This window comes from Sulfitobacter sp. W074, from assembly GCF_025142275.1.
GTDB classification, from domain to species: domain Bacteria; phylum Pseudomonadota; class Alphaproteobacteria; order Rhodobacterales; family Rhodobacteraceae; genus Sulfitobacter; species Sulfitobacter profundi.
The window spans coordinates 159,402-179,983 of record NZ_CP081131.1 but is presented as its reverse complement, the minus strand read 5'-3'; the positions used below and the strand labels follow the sequence as shown (position 1 = coordinate 179,983).

The 20,582-nt window shown below is 60.8% G+C and carries 18 protein-coding genes; 8 read left to right on the top strand and 10 right to left on the bottom strand.

What is annotated here, in order from left to right:
* The first annotated feature begins 63 nt into the window (after window positions 1-63).
* A complete protein-coding gene (locus K3762_RS18150; protein WP_132445288.1) occupies window positions 64-2,127 on the top strand; it encodes a catalase in 2,064 nt (687 codons plus the stop codon).
* 37 nt (window positions 2,128-2,164) lie between these two features.
* Here K3762_RS18150 and K3762_RS18145 read toward each other — a convergent pair whose 3' ends face one another.
* On the bottom strand, window positions 2,165-2,947 hold the full coding sequence (locus tag K3762_RS18145) for an IclR family transcriptional regulator (protein ID WP_067936249.1): 783 nt from the start codon (window positions 2,945-2,947) through the stop codon (window positions 2,165-2,167).
* A gap of 165 nt (window positions 2,948-3,112) precedes the next feature.
* Between K3762_RS18145 and K3762_RS18140 the strand changes: the two genes are divergently transcribed.
* The 7 genes from K3762_RS18140 (at window position 3,113) to K3762_RS18110 (ending at window position 11,545) form a co-directional block, all read left to right on the top strand.
* Window positions 3,113-4,630, top strand: a complete 1,518-nt coding sequence (locus K3762_RS18140; protein WP_132445291.1) for an ABC transporter substrate-binding protein — start codon at window positions 3,113-3,115, stop codon at window positions 4,628-4,630.
* Between the two features lie 114 nt (window positions 4,631-4,744).
* The gene (locus K3762_RS18135; RefSeq protein ID WP_132445294.1) at window positions 4,745-5,662 is read left to right on the top strand and encodes an ABC transporter permease; all 918 of its coding nucleotides are present in this window, start codon (window positions 4,745-4,747) and stop codon (window positions 5,660-5,662) included.
* A gap of 1 nt (window position 5,663) precedes the next feature.
* Window positions 5,664-6,566 (top strand): ABC transporter permease, encoded by a 903-nt coding sequence (locus K3762_RS18130; RefSeq protein ID WP_120352353.1) that lies wholly within the window; start codon window positions 5,664-5,666, stop codon window positions 6,564-6,566.
* A 3-nt stretch (window positions 6,567-6,569) separates the two neighbouring features.
* Window positions 6,570-7,568, top strand: coding sequence for an ABC transporter ATP-binding protein (locus K3762_RS18125; protein WP_260012909.1), 999 nt, complete (start codon window positions 6,570-6,572; stop codon window positions 7,566-7,568).
* The gene (locus K3762_RS18120; protein WP_260012907.1) at window positions 7,565-8,560 is read left to right on the top strand and encodes an ABC transporter ATP-binding protein; all 996 of its coding nucleotides are present in this window, start codon (window positions 7,565-7,567) and stop codon (window positions 8,558-8,560) included. Before K3762_RS18125 ends, K3762_RS18120 begins: the two co-directional genes overlap by 4 nt.
* A gap of 4 nt (window positions 8,561-8,564) precedes the next feature.
* Entirely contained in the window at window positions 8,565-10,148 is a 1,584-nt protein-coding gene (locus K3762_RS18115) for a gamma-glutamyltransferase (protein ID WP_260012905.1), read from the top strand.
* Window positions 10,149-10,150: 2 nt separating this feature from the next.
* A complete protein-coding gene (locus K3762_RS18110; protein ID WP_260012903.1) occupies window positions 10,151-11,545 on the top strand; it encodes a M20 family metallopeptidase in 1,395 nt (464 codons plus the stop codon).
* Window positions 11,546-11,581: 36 nt separating this feature from the next.
* Here the strand turns inward: K3762_RS18110 and K3762_RS18105 are convergent, their stop codons facing one another.
* The 9 genes from K3762_RS18105 to K3762_RS18065 form a co-directional block, all read right to left on the bottom strand.
* Window positions 11,582-12,754, bottom strand: a complete 1,173-nt coding sequence (locus tag K3762_RS18105; RefSeq protein WP_260012901.1) for an iron-containing alcohol dehydrogenase — start codon at window positions 12,752-12,754, stop codon at window positions 11,582-11,584.
* Window positions 12,718-14,214, bottom strand: coding sequence for a glycerol kinase GlpK (glpK, locus tag K3762_RS18100; protein WP_120352348.1), 1,497 nt, complete (start codon window positions 14,212-14,214; stop codon window positions 12,718-12,720). Before glpK ends, K3762_RS18105 begins: the two co-directional genes overlap by 37 nt.
* Window positions 14,215-14,291: 77 nt before the next feature.
* Complete coding sequence (locus tag K3762_RS18095) at window positions 14,292-15,989, bottom strand: ABC transporter substrate-binding protein (protein ID WP_260012991.1); 1,698 nt, start codon at window positions 15,987-15,989, stop codon at window positions 14,292-14,294.
* Between the two features lie 85 nt (window positions 15,990-16,074).
* Window positions 16,075-16,347: a DUF2160 domain-containing protein gene (locus tag K3762_RS18090; RefSeq protein ID WP_007121386.1), complete on the bottom strand. Its 273-nt coding sequence runs from the start codon at window positions 16,345-16,347 to the stop codon at window positions 16,075-16,077.
* Complete coding sequence (locus tag K3762_RS18085) at window positions 16,347-16,643, bottom strand: trypco2 family protein (protein WP_132445309.1); 297 nt, start codon at window positions 16,641-16,643, stop codon at window positions 16,347-16,349. Before K3762_RS18085 ends, K3762_RS18090 begins: the two co-directional genes overlap by 1 nt.
* Window positions 16,643-17,530 (bottom strand): carbohydrate ABC transporter permease, encoded by an 888-nt coding sequence (locus K3762_RS18080; protein ID WP_132445312.1) that lies wholly within the window; start codon window positions 17,528-17,530, stop codon window positions 16,643-16,645. The genes K3762_RS18085 and K3762_RS18080 overlap by 1 nt, the downstream gene beginning before the upstream one ends.
* Window positions 17,530-18,402 (bottom strand): carbohydrate ABC transporter permease, encoded by an 873-nt coding sequence (locus tag K3762_RS18075; RefSeq protein ID WP_132445315.1) that lies wholly within the window; start codon window positions 18,400-18,402, stop codon window positions 17,530-17,532. The genes K3762_RS18080 and K3762_RS18075 overlap by 1 nt, the downstream gene beginning before the upstream one ends.
* Window positions 18,399-19,484, bottom strand: a complete 1,086-nt coding sequence (locus K3762_RS18070; RefSeq protein ID WP_132445318.1) for an ABC transporter ATP-binding protein — start codon at window positions 19,482-19,484, stop codon at window positions 18,399-18,401. Before K3762_RS18070 ends, K3762_RS18075 begins: the two co-directional genes overlap by 4 nt.
* Window positions 19,484-20,569 carry an ABC transporter ATP-binding protein gene (locus tag K3762_RS18065; RefSeq protein WP_067936725.1) on the bottom strand — a complete coding sequence of 362 codons (1,086 nt, stop codon included), beginning with the start codon at window positions 20,567-20,569 and terminating at the stop codon, window positions 19,484-19,486. The genes K3762_RS18070 and K3762_RS18065 overlap by 1 nt, the downstream gene beginning before the upstream one ends.
* Window positions 20,570-20,582: the final 13 nt, after the last annotated feature.

The window sequence follows — 20,582 nt, the reverse complement described above, 5'->3', positions numbered from 1 at the left end:
TGCCCGCCACATATTAGCAAGAAATCCTCCCGATTATTTCCGGGGGCGCTGTGGAGAAAGATCATGACAGACAAAGAACTTGGCAAAGGCGGTGAACCCCGCCAGCAAACCACGGACCGTGAAAAGACGATGACGACCGCGCAGGGCGGTCCGATCGCGGATGATCAGAACTCGCTCAAAGCAGGCCCGCGCGGCCCGGTCTTGATGGAAGACCACGTTTTTCGCGAAAAGATGTTCCATTTCGATCACGAGCGCATTCCAGAGCGTGTCGTTCACGCCCGCGGCTACGGGGTGCATGGGCATTTCGAACTCAAAGAAGCGATCCCCGAACTTTCTGCCGCTGATATTTTCCAGCGCGTCGGCGAAAAGACCCCGACCTTCACCCGTTTCTCAACCGTCGCGGGCAACAAAGGGTCCTTTGATCTGGCCCGTGACGTGCGCGGCTTTGCCACGAAGTTCTACACCAAAGAGGGCAACTGGGACTTGGTCGGCAACAACATCCCCGTGTTCTTTATCCAAGACGCGATCAAATTCCCCGACCTCATCCACTCTGTCAAACCCGCCCCCGACCGTGGTTTCCCGCAGGCGCAATCGGCGCATGACAACTTCTGGGATTTCGTGTCGCTCTCTCCCGAGGCGATCCACATGACTCTGTGGCAGATGTCTGACCGGGCGATCCCACGCTCCTTCCGCTTCATGGAAGGCTTTGGCGTCCACACCTTCCGGCTGGTCAATGCCGAGGGCAAATCCCATTACGTCAAGTTCCACTGGAAGCCCAAGCAAGGTGTGCAATCGGTGGTCTGGAACGAGGCGCTCAAAATCAACGGGGCGGACCCAGATTTCCACCGCCGCGACATGTGGGATGCCATCGACGCGGGCGATTTCCCGCAGTGGGATCTGGGCATTCAGGTCTTTGACGACGAATTCGCCGATAACTTTGAGTTCGACATCCTCGACGCGACCAAGCTGATCCCCGAAGAACAGGTGCCGGTGCGCATCATTGGCACGCTGACGTTGGATGCCAACGTCGACAACTTTTTTGCCGAGACCGAGCAGGTGGCCTTTTGCACCCAGAACATCGTGCGCGGGATCGACCACACGAATGACCCGCTGCTGCAAGGGCGGAACTTCTCGTATCTCGACACGCAGATCAAACGCCTCGGGGGGCCGAACTTTACCCATATTCCGATCAACGCGCCGAAATGCCCGTTTCATCACTTCCAACAAGACGGCCATATGGCGATGCACAACCCCAAAGGCCGGGTGAACTATGAGCCCAACAGCTGGGGCGAAGATGGCGGCCCCCGGGAAAACCCGGAGATTGGGTTCAAGAGCTACGCGGAAGAGGTCAGCGGCACCAAACAGCGCGTGCGCTCTGAGACATTCGCCGACCACTACAGCCAAGCGCGGCAGTTCTACATCAGCCAGACAGAGATCGAACAGCAGCATATCGCGGCGGCCTATACGTTCGAACTGTCGAAATGTCAGGAAGAGCGCATTCGCCTGCGGATGCTGTCGCATCTGATGAACGTGCATGACGATCTGGCCAAACAAGTGGCCGAAGGTCTTGGCGTGACCGAGATGCCGGAACCGGCCACACCCGCCCGGACCCCGATCACCGATCTGCCGCCATCAGATGCGCTCAGCATTCTGAAAAACCCGCCGAACACTTTCGCGGGCCGCAAGCTGGGTCTGTTCCTGACGGAGGGCGCCGATGCGTCGATCGTGGAAGCCTTGGAGAAAACGTTCGCCGACGAGGGCGCGATGGTCGCGATCGTGACGCCGCATATCCAAGGGGTCACCCTGTCAGATGGCAGCACCCGCGCGGCGGATGAAAAGATCGACGGCGGGCCGTCGGTGGTCTTTGACGCGGTGGCCTTGGTCTTTGGCGACGAAAAGGCTGACAAGATCGCCAAGAACAAACCCTCGCAGGATTTCGTCTCGGACGCCTTTGCGCATAACAAATTCATCGCGTGGACCAAAGCCGCCGATCCGCTGCTCAATGCCGCCGGCGTTGAGAAGGACGAGGGCACGGTGGAAGTCTCTGCCGAGAATGCGGGTGACTTCCTTCAGTCCTGCCGCAAGCTGCGGTTCTGGCAGCGAGAAGAAAAGCTGAACTGGGAATAAGAAATCAAAGGCCGGGGCGAAATGCTCCGGCCTTTTTCTAGCGCCGATGCACCTGTGAGGATGGTGAAATCGCGTTCGCCGTGTCCTGCAACCGCGGCAGAATTTCGGCCCTGATCCGCTCGCGCGTCCAGGTGTGAGCCGAGACCGAACATTGCACCGCCGCAAAGGCGCGCCCGTCTGGGCCGGTGATCGGGCAAGCCACACCGATCTCTGACAGAATCATCTGATCGCTTGAAATCGCATGGCCATGTTGGACGGCCTCATTGATGCTGTTGCGGATCGTGGCGCGGTCCATCGTGGTGCGCGCGGTAAAGGGCTTGAGCGGCCAAGTCTCAATCGCCTCTTCCCGGTCTTCGGGCGAGAAGGTCGAGATGATCGCCCGCCCCGCCGATGTCGAAAGCGCAGGCAGCCGCCGCCCGATCACCGTCGCCGCGAAGTAGGTCCGTTGGCAGGGCAAGCGGCTGACGTAGATGATATGGTCCTTGGAAAGCTCGGCCAGATTCACCGTCTCACCGATCTCTTGGCTGAGGTCGATCAGCTTGGGAATCGCCTGCCCGACCAGTTGATCTGACCAGTAATAAGCATAGGCCAGTTCGAGCCATGCATGGGAGGGGCGATAGCGTCGGGTGGCCGGATCCTTCTCCAACATGCCTTCGATATGCAGCGTATTCGCAAGGCGTTGCACGGCACTTTTGTCCAGCCCGCTGCGCGCGGCCAGCTCTACCAGTGACAATTCCGTATGCGATTCATCAAAAGCGCGGAGCAGTCGCAGCCCCTTGGCAAGTGATCCCACATAGAGCGTATTTTGCTTCTTTTCCAATCACCTACCCCTGAAACCGGCCCAATTGTTCAAACCGGGGCTTGACGTATGCCAAGCTCATTGCGTTTACTAATCGTATAGCGATATCAAGTATTATTATATGATACGCTTCGCAAGTCAAAAACGATACGAAACCGAATTCGTAAACCAACAGGGGAGTTGACCATGAAATCCACGGTCCTGAAATCTACCATCACCGGCCTTATCCTTGCCGCCGCCACGGGTGCGGCTTGGGCGGACAAGGCAGACGACACGCTGAACGTCGCCTTCACCAAAGAACTTGAGAACGTCGACAGCTACTTCAACTCATCGCGCGAAGGCGTTGTGCTGCAGCGCGCCGTCTGGGACGGGTTGATCTACCGCGATCCGGTCAGCAACGAATACATGGGCAACCTCGCCACCGAATGGGAATGGATCGACGACACGACCATCGAATTCAAACTGCGCGAAGGTGTGAAATTCCACGACGGGTCGGACTTCACCGCCGATGACGTGGTGTTCACCGTCAACTACGTGGCCGATGAGGCCAACGGCGTGAAAACACAGCGCAACGTGAACTGGATGAAATCGGCCGAGAAGATCGACGATTACACCGTGCGGATCATGCTGAAAGAGAAATTCCCAGCGGCCATCGAATTCCTGTCCGGCCCCGTGTCGATGTACCCCAGCGACTACTACGAAGAAGCTGGCCCCGAAGGCATGGGCCTCAAACCCGTCGGAACCGGCCCTTACAAAGTGACCGAAGTCGTCCCCGGCCAGCACTTCAAACTGGAAGCCTACGAAGGCTACCATGACAGCCCCAAAGGCAAGCCCAGCATCAAAAACGTCGACATCCGCACCATCCCGGATGTGAACACCCAGATGGCGGAACTGTTCAGCGGGTCGCTCGACCTGATCTGGCAGGTGCCTTCGGACCAAGCCGAGAAACTGGCCGAGCGGGATGAGTTTCAGGTCTCCAACGAATCCACCATGCGTGTGGGTTATCTGACGTTGGATGCGGCGGGCCGTTCCGAAGACAGCCCCTTCACCGACATCCGCGTGCGCAAAGCGGTGAACCACGCGATCAACCGTCAGGAACTGGTCGACGCGCTGCTCAAGGGTAAGTCCAAAGTCGTCTACACCCCCTGCTTCCCCAGCCAGTTTGGCTGCGACGAAGAGGCGGCGGTCGAGTATGAGTACAACCCCGAGAAGGCCAAGGAACTGCTGGCCGAAGCGGGCTATGAAGACGGTCTGACTATCGACTTCTATGCCTACCGCGACCGCGAATATGCCGAAGCGATCTCAAGCTACCTGAACGCTGTGGGCATCGATACCAACTTCAAGATGTTGCAGTATTCCGCCCTGCGTGAGCAGAACATGAAAGGCGAAACCGCCGTGTCGTTCCAGACATGGGGCAGCTATTCGATCAACGATGCCTCTGCCATGGTCAGCCAGTTCTTCAAACATGGCTCGCTCGACTATGCGATGGACGATGAGACGCTGGAATACCTCAACACAGCCGACAGCTCGACCGACCCAGAGGTCCGCAAAGAGAACTACTCCAAAGCGATCGAACGCATCACCGAGGAAGCCTATTGGGCGCCGATGTTCTCCTACAACACCAACTACGTGACCACCAACGAGGTGGACTACACGCCCACAGCCGACGAAGTTCTGCGCTTCACCACGGCCAGCTGGAAGTAAACCGATCCGCAGGGGCGCCGTGCTCGGTGCCCCTGCCCTGCTTTTTTCCGCACCCCACCCAGACCCACGCGGCAGGCCATCCGCCTGCGGCGCAGCCTCAAGGTAGTTGCACCCGTGCTTCAATTCATTCTCAAACGCTTGGGACTGGCCCTTCTCGTGGCCTTTACCGTGTCGTTTATCAGCTTTAGCCTGCTGTTCCTGTCGGGCGACCCCGCCGCAGCACTTGCGGGCGAAACCGCCAGTGGCGAAGACATCGAGGCGCTGCGCCGTCTCTACGGGTTCGACCGGCCCATGTTGGTGCAATATAGCGAATGGCTGTTCTCGGCCATTCAGGGCGATTTTGGCGAGAGCTACTATTTCCGCCTGCCGGTTGCCTCGCTCATTGCCGACCGTCTCAGTGTTACCATGATACTGGGCGTCTGCGGCATCACCTTCGCGCTGCTGACTGCCGTGCCGCTTGGCGTGGTCGCCGCGATCCGTCCCAATTCGATCATTGACCGTGTAGCGCTGTTCATCTCGGTCGCCGGGCAAGCGATGCCCAGCTTTTGGTTCGGTTTGATCCTGATTGTTGTCTTTGCGATCCAACTGGGCTGGCTACCGCCATCGGGCACCGAGACTTGGCGTCATTTCATTCTACCGACCATCGTGCTGGGCTATTACGCGATGCCCGCCATCATGCGCCTGACGCGCGCCGGGATGCTGGATGTTCTGAACTCCGACTATATCCGCACCGCGCGGGCCAAGGGGGCCAATGAACGCCGCGTGCTGTTCCGCCATGCGCTGCGCAACGCGATCATCCCGGTGGTGAGCCTTGCCGCCGTGCAGATGGGCTTCATGCTGGGCGGCTCCATCGTGGTTGAATCGATCTTTGCGCTGCATGGCGCAGGCTATCTGGCGTGGGAAAGCATCGCGCGGAATGACCTGCCCACCGTACAGGCACTGATCCTGATTTTCTCGATGTTCTACATCGTTTTCACCTTCCTCGCAGACGTGCTGAATGCATGGCTCGACCCCCGCATGAGGAGCAGCTGACATGATCACCGCTGGTACACATGACAGCCTTTTGGACGAAATCACCGGCCCGACCCCCGGCCAGATGCTGCGCAAGCGCGTCTTTGGGCACCAAGGTCTGCTGATCGGGGCGATCGTTCTGATCATCCTCACGATCATCGCGATCCTCGCCCCATGGATCGCACCCCATGACCCCTATGCGCAAAGCCTGATGACCCGGATGGAGCCGCCTGTGTTCCTTGGCGGCGATTGGGAGCATCCCTTGGGCACCGACCACCTTGGCCGCGATTATCTGTCGCGCCTGATCTATGGTGCGCGGATTTCCCTGTTGATCGGGGCCGTGGCGGCGCTGATCTCGGGCGTGATTGGCACGGCCATGGGCGTGGCTGCGGGCTACTTCGGTGGCAAAGTCGATGCGGTCGTGACCTTCCTGATCAACGTACGTCTGGCGATGCCGGTGGTGCTGGTGGCCCTCGCGGTTGTGGCGATCCTTGGCGGTTCGCTACAGGTCGTGATCGGCGTTCTGGGTCTGCTGCTCTGGGATCGTTTCGCCGTGGTGATGCGCGCCTCGACCATGCAGGTGCGGCGGCGCGAATACGTGGCGGCGGCTCAGGTCATCGGTGCCTCCACCCCGCGCATCCTTTTGTCTGAGATCATGCCCAATATCGCCAACAATCTGATCGTTGTCGTGACGCTGGAAATGGCCCACGCGATCCTGCTGGAAGCGGCACTGTCGTTCCTTGGCCTTGGGGTGCAACCGCCGACGCCAAGCTGGGGACTTATGGTCTCTGAAGGTAAGAACATGATGCTGTTCGAGCCGTGGCTTGTGCTGATCCCCGGTGCCGTCCTCTTTGTGCTGGTGCTGGCGATCAATCTGATGGGCGATGGTCTGCGCGACGTGACCGCCCCCGAAAACCGGAGCTGACCCATGACAGAACCTCTTTTGAGCGTCCGCAACCTGCGGCTCGACATTCCCACGGGCAGCGGCACCCTGCATGCGGTACGTGGGATCGACTTTGACCTTAACCGTGGCGAGACCCTGTGTATCGTTGGCGAAAGCGGGTCGGGCAAATCGCTCACCTCGCTCGCGCTGATGGGGCTCTTGGGCAAATCCATCAAGCGAAACGCGGATCGGATGACCTTTGATGGCACCGAGTTGACCACCGCCAGCCAAGGCCAGATGCGCAAGCTGCGCGGCGCGCGGATGGCGATGATCTTTCAAGAGCCGATGACCTCGCTGAACCCCGCCTATACGATCGGCGACCAATTGGCCGAGGCGCTGCTCTTGCACCGCAAGGTCAGCCGCCAACAGGCACGGGACCGGGCGATTGAACTGCTGGAAAAAGTCGGCATCACCGCCGCCGAGAGCCGTCTGTCGCAGTATCCGCACCAGCTCTCAGGCGGGTTGCGCCAGCGCGTGATGATCGCGATGGCGCTGATGTGCGAGCCGGAACTGATCATCGCGGATGAGCCGACAACCGCGCTTGATGTGACGATCCAAGCGCAGATCCTGCGGCTGCTGCACGATCTGGGCCGCGAGATGAACATGGCCGTGATCCTGATCACCCATGACCTCGGCGTTGTGGCGCGCGTGGCCGACAAGGTCGCGGTGATGTACGCGGGCGAGTTGGTCGAGACCGGGCCGGTGGGCGACATCTTCAACGCGCCTTCGCATCCCTATACCCGCGGATTGCTGCGCTGCATCCCCCTGCCCGGCAAGACCGACCGCGGCGCGAAACTGGGGACCATTCCGGGCATCGTGCCCTCGCTGGTGGGCGAAGTCGAAGGCTGCGTCTTCCGCACCCGTTGCCCGCATGCGGTTGCCGAATGCCGGGGCGAGATCCCGAAAAGAGAGGAGGGCAGCCACGCCTTCCGCTGCATTTTCCCCGATGGCAAACGCCATTCCGAGAAGGAGCTGACCGTATGAAGGACAGCGTAAACACCCCCCCGGTGCTGGAGCTTTCGGGCGTCAGCAAGACCTACCGAGTGAAACAGGGCATGTTCGGCAAGGTCAAACCGCTGACAGCCGTGAACGACGTATCGCTGCAACTGGGACGCGGCGAAGTGCTGGGTCTGGTGGGCGAAAGCGGTTGCGGTAAATCCACCCTCGCCAAGATCCTGCTGGGTCTGGAACAACCCACCGCCGGTCACGTCAAGATCGACGGCGAAGAGATCACGCAGCAGGGCCGTCTGGCGCTGGCGCGACGCATCCAACCGATCTTTCAGGATCCCTATTCCTCGCTCAACCCGCGCAAGAGCATCTATGACGTGATCTCTCTGCCGTTGCGGGTGCATGGCATCGGGGATGAGGCCAGCCGCAAGAAAAAGGTTAAGGAAATTCTCGACGTTGTCGGCCTGCCACAGCGGGTGATGAACACCTACCCCAGCCAAATGTCAGGCGGCCAGCGCCAGCGCGTCGCTATTGCGCGCGCGCTCATCATGAAGCCCGAAGTGGTGATCTGCGACGAACCGACCTCGGCGCTGGATGTGTCGGTACAAAGCCAGATCCTCAACCTATTGGGCGAGCTGCGCGAAGAGTTTGGCCTGACCTACCTTTTCATCAGCCACGACCTCGCCGTGGTCGAACACCTCGCGACCCGCGTGGCGGTGATGTATCTGGGCGAGATCGTTGAGCAGAACTCGGTCGCCGGGCTTTTTGACGCGCCGCGTCATCCCTACACGCAGGCGCTGTTGAAATCCGTGCTGACGCCCGAGCCGGGCTTGGGCGTGCCGGACACGCAACTTGGCATGGCCTATCCCAACCCGATCGCGCCGCCGCCGGGATGCCATTTCCACCCGCGCTGCCCGCGCGCGACGGATTTCTGCACGCAAAAGGCGCCGCACCACATTCCGATCCCAGAGGGCCATGTTGCCTGCCATCTGCACGATCCGGAAACCCCCATGTACGAGCAAGAGTAATCCCATGTCATCGAACCTGTCGCACAGCAGTCAAACCCGCAAAACCGTCATCGAAACCGAACATGGCGTCGTCGCCGCACAGCACCGTCTGGCAGCAATCGCGGGGGCCGAGGTGCTGGCGGCAGGGGGCGATGCGGTAGATGCCGCCGTGGCCACCTCCTTCGTCATCGGGGTATTGGAGCCTTGGATGAGCGGCCCGGCAGGCGGCGGGGCAATGATGCTTTGGCGCGCTGACGAAGGTCAGGCCCACGCATTGAACCACGGCATGCGCAGCCCCGGCGCGCTTGACCCGGCGAATTATCCGCTCAGCGGGCGCGGCAAGGCGGGCGATCTGTTCCCGTGGGAGCATGTCGAAGGCGACCGTAACGTGCAGGGTGCTACGGCAATTGCCGTGCCGGGTGTGGTCGATGGGCTGGGCCAAGCGCACGCGCGCTTTGGCAAGATGCCTTGGGGCGAACTGCTGTCGCCCGCGATTGACCACGCCCGCAAGGGGCTGACGGTGGATTGGTATGCCGCACTCGTCATCGCCTCGTGCACGCGCGAATTGGCCAAAGATGCGGATGCTGCGGCTGTTTTCCTCGAAGATGGGCAATGGCCAACGATCAGCGGTTGGACCGCGCTGGCCGAAAAGCGGCTGGATCAATCGCGCATGGCCGACAGCCTTGATCAGATCGCGCGCCATGGGGCGCGGACGCTCTATGACGGTGACCTTGGCGCGGCCATGGCGAAGGATGTCCAGGACAAGGGCGGCAGCCTCTCGCGCGAAGACCTGCAAGCCTACCGGGCCGAGTTCCACGCCCCGCTCGATTTCGCCTACCGCGACGCGCGGTTCCATGTGGTGCCGGGGCTGACCGCTGGCCCGACCTTCCGCGATACCTTTGCCTCGCTGGAAACCGAAGACCTCGGCAGCGCTCCCGGCCCCGACAGCTATGCCGCGATGGCTGCGGCGCTAAAGGGCGCTTATGCGCGGCGGCTCGGATCGATGGGCGACACCGGCGAAAGCCCCGAGGCCCCGGGCTGCACCACGCATTTCTCGGTCGTCGACCGTCACGGCAATATGGTGGCGCAGACCCAGACACTGCTGTCGATCTTCGGCTCGCGGGTCGTCTCGCCGTCGACCGGGTTTTTGATGAACAACGGCATCATGTGGTTCGATCCCGTTCAGGGCCGCCCAAACTCGCTCGGCCCGGACAAACGCTGCTTGATGAACGTCTGCCCGGTGGTCGGCGAACAGGGTGAAAAACGCTTTGCCTTTGGGGCCTCCGGCGGGCGCAAGATCCTCGGCGCGGTGGCGCAATTGTCGTCCTTCGTCACCGATTTCGACATGTCGTTGGAGGAAAGCTTCCACGCGCCCCGGATCGACGCTTCGGACGCGAACCAACTCATTGCCGACGAAGACCTGCCGCGCGATGTGCTGGACCGTCTGCGCGAAGACAGCACCGTCGCCGAAACAAAGCGCACGATCTTTCCCTACGCCTTTGCCTGCCCGGCAGGTGTAATGCGCGACGCGGGGCGCAATTCCGGCTGCACCGAGATCATGTCGCCCTGGGGCGACGCCGTTTCCGAAGATATGACAAAGGACCTTTAAGCATGACCCGCGACAGCGCGATCCAAGCGATCACGACCTATTTCGACGACGGCACATTCCAATCCGAATTGGGCACCCTCGTCTCTTACGAGACCGAAAGCCAGAACCCCGACCAAGCGCCTGAACTCATGCGCTACCTGACCGAGACGATGAAGCCGCGCCTGACCGCGATGGGCTTTACCTGTTCGCTGCACGACAACCCCGACCCACGCGGCGGGCCGCTTTTGGTCGGTGAGCGCCGCGAGGGCGACGATCTGCCGACCGTGCTGACCTATGGCCATGGCGACGTGATCCGCGCCCAAACCGACCAGTGGCGCGAGGGGCTGCATCCCTTCAAACTGGTTGAGGAAGGCGACAAGCTGTATGGTCGTGGCACCGCCGACAACAAAGGCCAACACCTGATCAATATCGCGGCGCTGGAAGCCGTGCTGAAGACCCGCGGCAAGCTGGGGTTCAACTGCCGCATCGTGATCGAGATGAGCGAAGAGACCGGCAGCGCGGGCTTGCCAGAGTTCTTTACCGAACATCGCGAGAAGCTGACGGCGGATGTGTTGATCGCCTCGGACGGGCCGCGCCTGCAACCCGATGTGCCGACCATGTTCATGGGCTCGCGCGGCGGGGTCTCTTTCGATCTGATCATCGACAAACGCGACGGGGCGCATCACTCGGGCAATTGGGGTGGCTTGCTTGCCGATCCGGCGATGATCTTGGCCCAAGCGCTGGCGACCATCACCGACAAACGCGGGCAAATCCAGATCGCTGAATGGCGCCCTGACAGTCTGACACCTTCGGTCCGCGACGCGCTGAAAGACCTGCCGATCGAAAGCGATGATGGCCCCGCCATCGACACCGACTGGGGCGAAGAAGACCTGTCCCCGGTCGAGCGCGCCTATGGCTGGAACAGCTTTGCCATTCTCGCGATGAAAAGCGGCGTCCCCGAAGCGCCGGTCAACGCGATCTCGGCCTATGCCACCGCCACCTGCCAATTGCGTTATGTGGTCGGTACCGATCCCGAAGACATCTTGCCCGCGCTGCGCCGCCACCTTGATAAACACGGGTTTGAGGAGGTGCGGATCGAGCCGCATGACCGTGGCTTCTTCCGCGCGACGCGGCTGGATGCGGATCACCCTTGGGTGAAGTTCGTGGCGGCCTCCCTCACGAAAAGCGCCGGAAAAGCGCCACATATCCTGCCGAACCTTGCAGGCTCCCTGCCCAACGACAGTTTCAGCGATATTCTGGGTCTGCCGACGGTCTGGGTGCCGCATTCCTATCGCAGCTGTTCGCAGCACGCGCCGGATGAACATGTGCTGAAACCCGTCTGCCGCGATGCGCTGCAGGTGATGGCGGGCGTGTTCTGGGACCTGGGCGACGGCAATACACCGCCGCGTGCCGCGTGAGAACAAACGGGCGGGGGCAACCGGCCCCTGCCCGACTTACAGCGCAGCCCGGATGCAATTTTCCAGCGCATCTTGGCTGAGGGCGCAGGGGTTTGCCCGCATGGAGGAAGACGCCGCCGCTTCCTGCGCAGTCTCTCCAAGGTCGGTCCCTTCGGGGATCCAGCGGTTCAGACGCTCCAGCCCCCAATCGTCAAGCAGGGCCGAGAGGGCGGTGAATGTGCCGGTCTCGGGCAGATCAAAACCCTCTGCCAGCCATGTCTGCACTTCTGAAAACCGCCGGGAGGCACCGAGCACATCACTATTGGCGGCCAGCACCGGCCCCAGCAGACGCCCACAAATCAACCCATGCGGCGCGCCAAACTGCCCGCCGATCACACCGGCCAGCCCATGCACCGCGCCGAGGCCCGCATTCGCCAGCGCCAAACCGCCCGACAGGCTGACATAGGCCATCGCGTCCCGCGCGGCAGGGTCTTCGCCCGCCGCCAGACGTTTGAGCGCGGCAATCCCCTGCGGAATCGCGGCACGGCAGAGCGCATCGCTGAGCGGGTTGGCTTTGCTTGAAAGATAGGGCTCGATCACCTGCACCAACGCATCAAGGCCCGACCCCAACGTGACGCCGCGCGGCGCGCCATCCGTCAGCGCAGGATCGACCAAGGCCAAACGCGGCAGCATTCGGTCGTCGCGCAGGCTGACTTTTCGCGCGGCTTGCGTCACGGCGATAACGGCGTTTTTGGTGACCTCGGCCCCGGTGCCCGCGGTGGTCGGGATCGCGATCATCGGCAGCGGGTCGGCTTGCAGCGGCTTGCCCGCGCCCACGACTTCGAGATGTTCCATCACGTCGCAATCCGACGGGATCAGCGCCGCTGCGGCTTTGGCAAGGTCGATGACCGCCCCTCCGCCGACGCCCAGCACCACCTGCGCTCCGCGCCCTGCCAGAGCGGCAGAGCGGACATCCTCGACCGAGGGTTCGCCGCTGCTGCGGACCTCGGTCACGTCACATCCAGCCGCCGTCAGGTCACGGCTGAGTTCATCGACCCAAGCGACGGATCCACCGCGTAAAATCAGCACCCGGCGGCCAAAGCTGAGCGCGGCGTCGACGGCTTCTGAAGCGGTCCCACGGCCAAAGCGGATGCGCCCAGCGGTGGCGAAACCAAAGGCTGCGATCCCCTCCATCAGAATTGCAACGTGGCGTTCACAGCGCGCTTCCATGCGCCGTATTTCTCATCACGCGTCGCCGCATCCATCTCCATTTCAAACCGCCGATCAAGCGCCCATTCGCGGGCAAAGCCTTCCATGTCCGGATAGATGCCCGCCCGCTGCCCCGCCAACCATGCCGCTCCAAGCGCCGTGGTTTCCAGCACATCAGGACGGTCGACCGAGGCGCCGATCACGTCGGACAGGAACTGCATCGCCCAGTCACTAGCGCTCATCCCACCGTCGACACGCAGGGTGGCGATCTCGCCCGCCTGCCCCTGCGCGGCCCAATCCGCCTGCATCGCCTCCAGCAAATCGCGGGTCTGGTAGCCGACGCTTTCCAGCGCCGCGCGGGCCAGTTCCGCGGGGCCGGAGTTGCGCGTCAGCCCATAGATCGCGCCGCGACACTCCGCGTTCCAGTAAGGCGCACCGAGGCCGACGAAGGCGGGCACCAGCACCACATTCTGATGCGGATCGGCCTGTTCGGCCAGTGCTTGAGTCTCGCTCGCCTCACGGATCATCTTAAGCCCGTCGCGCAGCCATTGCACCACGGCACCAGCGACGAAAATCGACCCTTCGAGCGCATAGGTTGGCTTGCCGTCGAGTTGATAGGCGATGGTGGTCAGCAGGCGATTGGTTGAAGTCACCGCCGTTTCGCCCGTATTTAGCAGCGCAAAACAGCCCGTGCCATAGGTCGACTTCATCATGCCCGGTTGGAAGCAAGCCTGCCCGATGGTCGCCGCCTGCTGGTCGCCTGCCACACCAAGGATCGGAATCTCGCGGCCAAACAGATCGGGACGGGTCATGCCGAAATCGGCGGCGCAGTCTTTGACCTCGGGCAGCATCTCGACGGGAATGTCGAACATCTTGCAGATCGTCGTGCTCCATCGGCCCTTGTGAATGTCATAAAGCATGGTGCGCGCGGCGTTGGTGGCATCAGTCACATGGCGCGCGCCGCCTGTGAGCTTCCAGATCAGGTAGCTGTCGACCGTGCCGAAAAGCAACTCGCCCGCCTGTGCGCGGTCGCGCGCCCCGTCGACGTTATCCAAAATCCACTTCAGCTTGGTGCCGGAGAAATAAGGATCGGCCAGCAGGCCCGTGCGTTCGGTGATGATCTTGTCGTCACCACTCTCGCGCAGCGCGCGGCAGAAATCGGCAGTGCGGCGGTCTTGCCAAACGATGGCGTTATAGACTGGCTGGCCGGTCTTGGCGTCCCAGACCAGCGTCGTCTCACGTTGGTTGGTGATGCCGATGGCGGTGATGTCATCGGGGCGCAGGCCTGCTTTTTCGATCACCGCGCGGCAGGTGCCCGCAGTGGTGGACCACAGATCGCCGGGATCATGCTCAACCCAGCCGGAACGGGGGAAATGCTGCGGAAACTCTTCTTGGGCGGTGGCCGTCACGGCCATGTTGCCGTCAAAAAGGATCGCCCGCGAGGATGTGGTTCCTTGATCAATGGCGAGGATATGGGTCATGGCGCAGCCCCCGGATAATGGTTTGGACATGAAAAAGGGGCCGGGACGCTAATACGCCCCGGCCCCCAAAGTTTGGCTTACTGCCAGGACTTGATCAACTCTTCGTAGCTGATGGTCTCAGGCTCTGGGTCTTCGTTGTCGAGCTTGGCAACGGGCGAACCCTCTTGCTGCAGCCAGTAGGAGGCTTCCTGCTCTTCGTTCATCTTCGGACCCAGATCGCCTTGGACGCCTGCGCGCTCAAGACGTTCCATGACCTTTTCCTGCTCGGCGCAGAGGCTGTCGAGTGCTTCTTGCGGGGTTTTCGCACCGGACATTGCGTCGCCGATGTTCTGCCACCACAGCTGCGCCAGCTTGGGGTAATCCGGCACGTTCGTCCCGGTGGGCGACCATGCGGTGCGTGCGGGGGAGCGGTAGAATTCCACCAGACCGCCAAGTTTCGGCGCGCGTTCGGTGAAGCTTTCGTGCTGGATGGTCGACTCGCGGATGAAGGTCAGACCGGCGTGGGCCTTTTCAACATCAACGGTTTTCGACGTCACGAACTGCGCATAGAGCCATGCGGCTTTGGCGCGATCCACGGGGGTGCTTTCCATCAGCGTCCAGCTGCCCACGTCCTGATAGCCGACCTTCTGGCCGTCTTTCCAATAGGCACCGTGTGGACTGGGTGCCATGCGCCACTTGGGTGTGCCGTCTTCGTTCAGCACGGCTTTGGCGGCATCGTTCACCATGTCCGCGGTGAAGGCGGTGTACCAGAACATCTGCTGGGCGATGGCACCCTGCGCAGGTACCGGGCCGGCTTCGCCAAAGGTCATGCCAGCGGCTGCGGGCGGCGTGTACTTTTCAAGCCATTCGATGGATTTGGAGATCGCATAGACCGCCGCCGCATCGTTGGTCGCACCACCACGGGTCACACAAGAACCGACGGGCTGCGAGTTTTCGTTGACCCGGATGCCCCATTCGTCGACCGGCAGGCCGTTGGGTTCACCGACATCGCCCATGCCAGCCATGGACATCCACGCATCGGTATAGCGCCAGCCAAGCGACGGGTCTTTTTTGCCGTAGTCCATGTTGCCAAAGACTTCGACGCCGTCGATGGTGCGGCCGGTGAAGAACTCAGCGATGTCCTCATAGGCAGACCAGTTGACCGGCACGCCCAACTCATAGCCGTATTTTTCTTTGAACTCAGCCATCAACTCAGGATCGGTGAACCAGTCCTGGCGGAACCAATAGAGGTTCGCGAACTGCTGGTCGGGCAGCTGGTACAGCTCACCGTCAGGCGACGTGGTGAAATCAAGGCCGATATAATCGTCCAGATCGAGACCGGGGTTGGTCACGTCTTTGCCTTCGTTCGCCATCCAGTCAGTCAGGCTGCGCGCCTGCTTGTAGCGCCAGTGCGTGCCGATCAGGTCAGAGTCGTTGATATAGGCGTCATAGATGTTCTCGCCCGACTGCATCTGCGTTTGCAGTTTCTCGACCACGTCACCTTCGCCGATCAGGTCGTGGGTGATGTTGATGCCCGTGATCGCGGTGAAGGCCGGGGCCAGCACGTTGGCCTCGTATTCATGGGTGGTGATTGTCTCGGACACCACTTTGATGTCCATGCCCTTGAACGGCTCAGCAGCGTCGATGAAGAATTGCATCTCCGCCTCTTGCTCTTCGCGGCTCAGCGCGGAGCGTTCGATTTCCTCGTCGAGGAATTTCTTCGCGGCATCCATATCCGCAAATACTGGTCCGGCGAGCAGACCGAGCGTGACCGCAAGTGCGGTACTCGATTTCATGACAGATCGTTTCATTATGTCCTCCCTAGACATTTGGTCGTGTCGTATGGCTGCCCCGATTAACCGGGATCAGCCGTGATAGCGCCTAGACCCAGCGAAATACGGCTGCGGCATAGGCAAGGCAGACCAGCAGCGCATAGGGCTGCGGCCCCGCCTCGAAACCCAGCCAGATCAAATTGATAAAGGCCGAGCCGAGAAGCGTGATGAACAGACGGTCACCACGGGTTGTTTCGATCCTGAGAATGCCGGTGCGTGGCGTCTCGGGGAATTTGATCGCGAGGATCGTGAAGGTCACGAGTAACAGCGCGATGACACCGAAGAAGATCGCGGTGGGCATGGTCCAAGCCATCCAAGACATTATGCATCCTCCAGACTGATTGAGTTAAAGAACACCGGCACGGAAAATGAAATCCGATTGATCTCTTCTTTTGACGCTCCGGCCCTCAACTCACCTGCACTGAATACCTTCAAGCCGCCCCCGCCTTCTTTGCTAGTTGTAACCGCTATCTCGAAGTCTACGGTTTGCTGCTTCCAAACTGGCTCCACTCCAATTGAACCGAGAGCGATCCATGGGGAATTGCTTTCTTTGCGAGCGTTTTTGATCCCGGCTTCGATTTCCGATAGCGTTTCTTCTACAAATTCGGACAGTTTCATTACACCCTCCCCAAAGCAAAGCCCTTGGCAATGTAGTTGCGGACGAAATAAATTACCAAAGCGCCCGGCACGATTGTAAGCACACCCGCCGCAGCCAGCACGCCCCAGTCGAGGCCCGAGGCCGAAACAGTACGGGTCATAGTGGCGGCGATGGGTTTCGCGTCGACCGAAGTAAGCGTCCGCGACAGCAGCAGTTCCACCCATGAGAACATGAAGCAGAAGAAGGCGGCGACCCCGATGCCGCTGGCGATCAGCGGGGTGAAGATACGGATGAAGAAGCGCGGGAAAGAGTAACCATCAAGGTAGGCCGTCTCGTCAATCTCCTTCGGCACGCCACGCATGAACCCTTCCAAGATCCAGACCGCCAGCGGCACGTTGAACAGGCAATGCGCCAGCGCCACGGCGATATGCGTGTCGAACAGCCCGACGGAGGAATAAAGCTGGAAGAACGGCAGCGCGAAGACCGCCGGAGGGGCCATGCGGTTGGTCAGCAGCCAGAAGAACAGATGCTTGTCGCCCATAAAGCTGTAGCGCGAGAAAGCATAGGCCGCAGGCAGCGCCACAGCGAGCGAGATCACGGTGTTCAGCACAACATAGATCAGGCTGTTGACATAGCCCATATACCAGCTCGGATCGGTGAGGATCTTGGCATAGTTCGCCAGCGTCAAATCACGCGGATAGAGCGAGAAGCTCCCCAGGATCTCTGCGTTGGTCTTCAGGCTCATGTTGATCAGCCAGTAGATCGGCAGTAGCAGGAAAAGCAGGTAGAGGGTCATCACCACCACAGACCCTTTGGGCCGAAAGCGGCTGCGCCGGGCGCGTTTGGCAGTGGTCACGTCACCCGGAATGGGCGCGGCACCGGGGGCTTGCACGGTTGTGTCGGTCATCACACACCATCCCTTTTGTCGAGGTTAACCATCACGGTGTAGAACACCCATGAAATCAACAGGATAACGAGGAAATACATCAGGCTGAACGCCGCTGCGGGGCCGAGGTCAAACTGGCCGATGGCCATTTTCACCAAGTCGATGGACAGGAAGGTCGTGGCATTGCCCGGCCCGCCCCCCGTCACGACGAACGGCTCTGTATAGATCATGAAACTGTCCATAAAGCGCAGCAGAATCGCGATCATCAGCACGCCTGCCATCTTGGGCAGTTCGATGTAGCGGAACACGGCCCAACGGCTGGCTTGGTCGATCTTCGCGGCCTGATAATAGGCGTCCGGGATGGATTGCAGCCCGGCGTAGGCCAAGAGCGCCACCAACGAGGTCCAGTGCCAGACATCCATGATCACAACAGTGATCCAAGCGGCGGTGATGTCTTGGGTGTAGTTATAGGTGATCCCGAGCTTGTCGAGCGTGTAGCCCAAAAGGCCAATGTCGACGCGGCCAAAGATTTGCCAGATGGTGCCGACCACGTTCCACGGGATCAGCAGCGGCAGCGACATGAGCACCAGACAAAAGCTGGCCCAGAACCCGTTTTTCGGCATGTTCAGCGCAACAAAGATGCCCAGCGGAATTTCGATCGCCAGAATGACACCCGAGAAGATCAACTGTCGGCCAAGCGCATCCCACATCCGGTCGCTGTCCAGCATGTCGGAAAACCACTCAAGCCCGGCCCAGAAAAATTCATTCCGGCCAAAGGTGTCTTGCACCGAATAGTTCACCACGGTCATCAGCGGGATCACAGCCGAGAAGGCCACGAGGATCAGAACTGGCAGGACAAGGAACCATGCCTTTTGGTTGACGGTCTTGTTCATGCGGCTTCTCCCTCTGCGCTGATGCGCCAATCGTCGGCATAGACATTGATGCCCGCCGGATCGAAACTGATCGCGGTGTTTTCACTCGGCACGGACGCGCCTTCCTCGGCGATGGCGCTGACCGGCTGGCCGGCCACATCAAGGCGGATGATTTTGTGGCGGCCCACGTCTTCGACGCGCGTCACCTTGGCAGGCAGGCCCAGCCCTTCGCCGTTAAGACGGATAAACTCGGGCCGGACGCCCAGCTGGGTTTTGCCACCTTTGGGGGCGTAGCTTTTGGTCAGGTCAATGTGTGTGCCCGCGACCTGCGCGGCATTGCCAGAGATTTGCGCATCAAACAGGTTCATCCCCGGCGAGCCGATGAAATAGCCCACGAAGGTGTGCGCGGGCCGCTCGAACAACTCTTGCGGCGTGCCGATCTGCACCACCCGGCCATCATACATCACGACGACCTTATCGGCGAAGGTCAGCGCCTCGGTCTGGTCGTGGGTCACATATATCATCGTGTGGCCAAATTCGTGGTGCAGCGATTTGAGCTGCGTGCGCAATTCCCATTTCATATGCGGGTCGATCACGGTCAGCGGCTCATCGAACAACAGCGCGTTGACGTCTTCACGCACCATGCCCCGACCCAGCGAAATCTTCTGCTTGGCATCCGCCGTGAGGCCGCGCGCCTTGCGATTCAACTCGTCTTCCATGCCGATCATCTGCGCGATCTGCTGCACGCGATCTGCAACATAAGAGGCATCCGCACCCCGGTTGCGCAGCGGGAAGGCGAGATTGTCGCGCACGGTCATCGTGTCGTAGACCACCGGGAACTGGAACACCTGCGCGATGTTGCGCTCGGCGGTGGGGGCGTGGGTTACATCGACATCGTTAAACAGAATACGACCCTGAGAGGGCTGCAACAGCCCCGAGATGATGTTGAGGAGGGTGGATTTACCGCAACCGGACGCACCCAGAAGCGCATAGGCTTCGCCGTCGATCCAGTCGTGGTTCAATTCCTTGAGGGCAAAATCATCCTCATGGCCGGGGTTCGGCAAATAGGAATGCGCAAGGTTATCAAGCGTGATCTTGGCCATTATGCCGCCTCCGCATAGGGCGCGGCAGAGACGAGCGCCCCGTTCGCGTCAAACAAGTAAATGTGCGCCGGATCCAGATAGACCGGCAGCGGCTGGCCGGGTTGCAGATGCTGGATGCCATGCACCAGCCCGACCCATTTCGCGCCGTGATAGTCGAGGTGGATAAACGTCTCCGAGCCGGTGATCTCGGTCACGTTCAGCACCGCGTCAAAGCCGATCGCGCCGGGGGTCTGCGCTGCGAGTGTCAGGTGGTTGGGGCGGAAACCAGCGGTATATTCGCCGTCCTTCAAGCTCGCCATCGTGGCAGGAGCGGGCATCTCACCGCCGTCGAACCGCAGCGTGTTGCCCGATTTGGTCATGCTCAGGAAGTTCATCGGCGGGTCGGAGAAGACCCGCGCCGTCGTGGCATTCTCGGGCCGGCGGTAGACGCTTGGCGTCAGGCCGAATTGCGTGACGCGGCCCTCCCAAAGCGTCGCGGTGTTGCCGCCCAAAAGCAGCGCCTCTTCCGGCTCTGTCGTGGCGTAGACAAAGATCGACCCGGCGCGTTCAAAGATGCGCGGAATCTCGGCGCGGAGTTCTTCGCGCAGTTTGTAGTCGAGGTTCGCCAGCGGCTCATCCAGCAGCACGAGACCTGCGTTTTTCACCAGCGCCCGCGCCAAGGCGCAGCGCTGTTGCTGGCCGCCCGAAAGCTCCAGCGGTTTACGGTCAAGCATCGGGGTCAGTTGCATGAGTTCAGCCGTCTCGCGCACGGCGCGGTCGATCTCATCCTTCGACTTGCCCACCAGCTTCATCGGCGATGCGATGTTGTCGTAAACGGTCATCGAGGGGTAATTGATGAACTGCTGGTAGACCATCGCCACCTTGCGGTCTTGGACGCGCATCCCGGTGACATCCTCACCGTTCCAGATCACTTGGCCCGTGTTTGGCACATCAAGCCCGGCCATCAGCCGCATCAGCGAGGTCTTGCCCGCAGACGTAGGCCCCAAAAGCACGTTCATCGTGCCCTTTTCCAAGGTCAGGTCGGTCGGGTGGATATGCGTTTGACCGCCCACCGTTTTCGACACGTTTTTTAGGATCAAACTCACGTTCGTCCTCCCC